The organism is Kovacikia sp. CALU 1929 (assembly GCF_056784235.1).
The window spans coordinates 1-3953 of the sequence record NZ_JBXBCF010000001.1; the positions used below are offsets into that span (position 1 = coordinate 1).

General features: G+C 48.7%; 4 protein-coding genes and 1 pseudogene. 2 read left to right on the forward strand and 3 right to left on the reverse strand.

Annotated elements, in window-relative coordinates; genetic code table 11:
• Nucleotides 1-634 precede the first annotated feature (634 nt).
• A complete protein-coding gene (locus AC1S52_RS00005) occupies nucleotides 635-1453 on the forward strand; it encodes a tyrosine-type recombinase/integrase (protein ID WP_482026988.1) in 819 nt (272 codons plus the stop codon).
• Nucleotides 1454-1530: 77 nt separating this feature from the next.
• A pseudogene (locus AC1S52_RS00010) lies at nucleotides 1531-1755 on the forward strand (transposase); the annotation flags it as partial.
• Between the two features lie 34 nt (nucleotides 1756-1789).
• Here AC1S52_RS00010 and AC1S52_RS00015 read toward each other — a convergent pair.
• From AC1S52_RS00015 to AC1S52_RS00025, 3 genes are all read right to left on the reverse strand, one after another.
• Entirely contained in the window at nucleotides 1790-2611 is an 822-nt protein-coding gene (locus AC1S52_RS00015) for an alpha/beta fold hydrolase (protein WP_482026989.1), read from the reverse strand.
• Nucleotides 2612-2769: 158 nt separating this feature from the next.
• Nucleotides 2770-3465, reverse strand: a complete 696-nt coding sequence (locus AC1S52_RS00020; RefSeq protein ID WP_482026990.1) for a dienelactone hydrolase family protein — start codon at nucleotides 3463-3465, stop codon at nucleotides 2770-2772.
• 94 nt (nucleotides 3466-3559) lie between these two features.
• Nucleotides 3560-3745: an isochorismatase family protein gene (locus tag AC1S52_RS00025; RefSeq protein WP_482026991.1), complete on the reverse strand. Its 186-nt coding sequence runs from the start codon at nucleotides 3743-3745 to the stop codon at nucleotides 3560-3562.
• Nucleotides 3746-3953: the final 208 nt, after the last annotated feature.

Genomic DNA, 3953 nt, shown 5'->3' on the forward strand with positions numbered 1-3953 from the left:
TTCATGATGTCATCGGAACCACAGGTCGGACAGAGGAGATACGGCTTCATGATGGATTAAGGCTGGGAGTAGTTGCACAATCAGGGCTGATCTATCATAGCGACTCTAATTTTCTCTACCCTTTACAAAAGGGCACTACCCGAAATACTTACAGTGCTGCTATAGCAAGATGCAATTAGACCCAGTTCTAAGTCCGAAACAAGGTAAATTTGTTGTTTAACAGATGCAAATTTAGTCATATTGAATTCTACTAGTGCAAATAATCTGCTCTAAATCTTTCATCTTGCAATAGTTTCAGATTAATTGTTTCGTATTACAGCTACGTTGCAATCGTTCCATACAGGAATGAGGCTCTTCTGTCGATTTAACTGTGAATCGACAGAATTATAGGTTCAGTTGCTTTTGCGATCGCCAATTTTGGCTCTAGATCTCCAAAGATAGTTCTGTCGATAACAACCTAAATCGACAGAAGCGATCCACTATTCTACCGAGCGACTATTGAACGATAAGTTTTCCTTAAGTTTGCCTGGTTTCACTCTCTAGTTTTACGGAAGAATCAGCATTTGAGGGTGATACATTAACTTATTCGTATTTCCTAATGTAGAATTGGCTGAACACCCGTACTGCTCGACCTGTGAAAATCAACCGTCACGACCAAGCCAAGATCTTGTCAGCGCAGGAGATCGCTTGGCTGTTTGACGGAAAACTGGGGTTGGTTTCAGATCTGAAGCTATTTCGGCTGCTGGTTTGTTCTAGGGGAGTGAAAGGGATGGAGGCGATCGCCTCCCTGGCGCTGCTCTCTTATATAGAGGGGTTGCCGACCGAGCGCGATCGCGCCTTGTTTGGTATCTGCCTCTACACGACTGCGCGGGTCAATGAGGCATGTTCGCTGCACGCGGCTGATGTGTATGGGACAGATGGGCGGGTGCGCGATCGCATTACCTTTCGGCGGGCAACAACCAAAGGGAAACAGGAGACGCGATCTGTTCCGGTATCGCTGGAGTTGAGGCAATTACTGGAGGGGTATCGAAGCGATCGTCCTTACCTCTTTCCAGGACGCTGGGGACGAGGGCACCTTTGCCCGGAGTCTGCCGATGCCATTTTACGAGCAGCCTTTAAGCGGTTGGGGATTGAGGGATCTAGCACTCACAGCTTCCGTCGCACGGCAATTACCTGGATGCACAACGAAAGGGTTCCTATCAAACACATTCAATCCCTTCGGGTCGATTCCCCGCAGCTTGCTGCGTCCGGAGAACACAGCGTCCGGAGGGTGCTGTTGAGCGGAATCGAGCCACGAAGTGTGCGAGTGGAGCGAAGTGATACACCGCCTGCTTGCAGCGGTGACGTTCATTCGATCTCTGGACACAAGAGTTTGTTGGCGTTTCAGAGGTATATTGATGTGACGGAGAAGGATAAAGAGATGGCGATCGCCACGCTGCATTTTCGTCATTAATGATGTGAGCAATACATTAAGGCTACAATCCGCACTTATAGCAATACTTAGCAGGTCTCCTCATTGCTCAAAAAGCAGAGGTGTTCAAGCGATGTCCCCAAGTCAAACACAAGCTGTGGGGTGGTGAGTTTTGGAGCAATGGTTACTTTGCCAACCGTGCTGGCAAACACGGAGACGAAGGCATGATTGCGAGATACGTCAAACATCACGGGGTTGCGTTAAACTCAGCGGAATGGGTGACTGTTCCGCTGAGTTTAACGCAACCCCATTACCGTCTCGTTCTAAAAGAGTTTGAAAGGTAAAAGAGCGTTATGGACACGCTGCGCTCACACTTCTCTATTGCGCGATCGCAGCGTGTTCGATGACCTCGGCAACAGCATCTGGATGAGAAACCATCACCACATGTGACGCACCACTCACAGCAACCGTCTCTTTTGAGTTAGTACGGTTTGCCATGAAAGCCTGCGCTGCGGCGGGAATGTTCAAGTCGCGATCGCCGTAGATAAACCAGGACGGGATAGACTTCCATGCAGGCGAACCAGAGGCTTCGTTCAACGCGGCTTCCGTGATTGGACGCTGGGTGCTCGCCATCAACTGCGCATCACTAGCGGGCACATCTGCGGCAAACTGGGCGTGGAACTTGTCCTGCTGAATGTAGAGATCCTTGCCACCATCAGTCAACTCGATAGGTGGCGCGAGGGTTGGTCCGAGTGTGCCTCCGGGATAACGCCCTGAGAGTTCAGCAGCAGTCTCGCCTGTATCAGGCGCAAAACCGGCAACGTAGACCAGTGCCTTCACGTTGCTATTGTCATTGACCGCATTGGTAATCACCGCCCCTCCATAGGAGTGCCCGACCAACACGACCGCACCTTCGATACCTTTGAGGACGCTGGCGACGTAGTCTGCATCACTTTGAACTCCGCGCAGAGGATTCGCGACGGCAACCGTTGGATACCCTTTTGGAATCAGTTGAGACAATACACCGTTCCAACTGGAAGACTCAGCAAAAGCACCGTGGACGAGGACGATGGTGGGCTTGCTATCTTGTGCGCTTGCAGGATTCATGGTGGCTCCTAAAGAAGTGATGATAGTGGTTCCTAAAAAGAGTGTGACGAGCAGAAGCAGGCGTATCCCGTTTTTGAGGGTAAATCGGTTCATAAAGTGTTCTCCTTTGGGTTCGCTGATCTCATTGAATGTCGAAGAGATAGTTTCCTCACTGATGCGATCGCATACAATGCCCTTTGCAAAGTAGTCCGTCAGTTTATCAAGGGTGATATCGCTCTAACTCCCTCGATTAAAAGCGAAACAAGATCTCCCTACTTGAGGTGTAACTTGAAGAAGTCAGCGGTTCTACCGTTAGCCAGGGTGGCTGCATCCTTGTCATAGTTGATGCCACGGTGTCGAGTAAAAGCGTGCTTACAACCTGGATAGGTAAATACCTGAGCAAACGTATTATTCTTCAGGGCTTCGATAATGTCTTTTTGAGCCTCTTTGGAGATGTACTCATCTTCTTCTCCTAAATGAACCAGCATTGGATTTTTGATATTGTTGGCTTCATCCAGGTGCTTTTCCATGCTGCCACCGTAGTAGACAATAGAAGCATCGGCACCCTTGTGTGCTGTTGTGATAAAGGTCATCAAACCGCCAAGGCAGTAGCCCATTAATCCAACTTTTCCGTTGGCACCAGGCAGCGATCGCGCCATCTCCATTGTTAAAGCAATGTCTGTGACACCAGCGTCATAATCAAAAGCTGTATAGAGAGCAAAGCCCTTTTTCCATTCAGCCTCGGATTGGTCTGTCATATCAACGCCTGGTTCCATTCGCCAGAACAAGTCTGGACTCACAGCAATATATCCTTGCGAAGCAAGTTCGTGACAGGTGTCTCGGATGTCAGCGTTGACACCAAAGATCTCCTGAATGACAACAATCGCTGGTGCTGGCAGGACATCCGGGCGAACCATATAGGATTGAAAACTGCCGTCATAGGTATCTAGGGTGACGTATTGGTTCATGGGTTTCTTTTGGAGAGCGTTATGTGGTTAAAGACCATCCTCTACTCAGTTCTCGATCTATTAGCAAGAATTGAATGTGTTGGCTAGGTTTGAGCTACGCCATCGCTTTTACAGCTTCATTCGTAGACAAGACAGCATTGGCAAGATATCCAAAATTGATCAGTGCTGCCTTGTAGCCATCGCCCAGATCTGGATGTTGCGGGGCAGCCGTAGCATCCTTAACGATGAGTACCTCAAATCCCTGTTCGATCAAGTCACGCAGGTGAGCTTCAACACAAATATTAGACTTGTTGCGGAATAAGAATTTTTAAGGGAAATTCTTCCCTTGTCACTTCCATCGAAGTTAAGCCGCCATCAAATAGAAGTTCCATAGCCCCGTTGCGGTCAACATCGAACGGTCATCAAAATTAGTCACACGATTTCTGTAAACATCGCTCACAATCCTGTATCGTTTCACTCCCGCAAACGCATTCTCGCATCGCACTCGC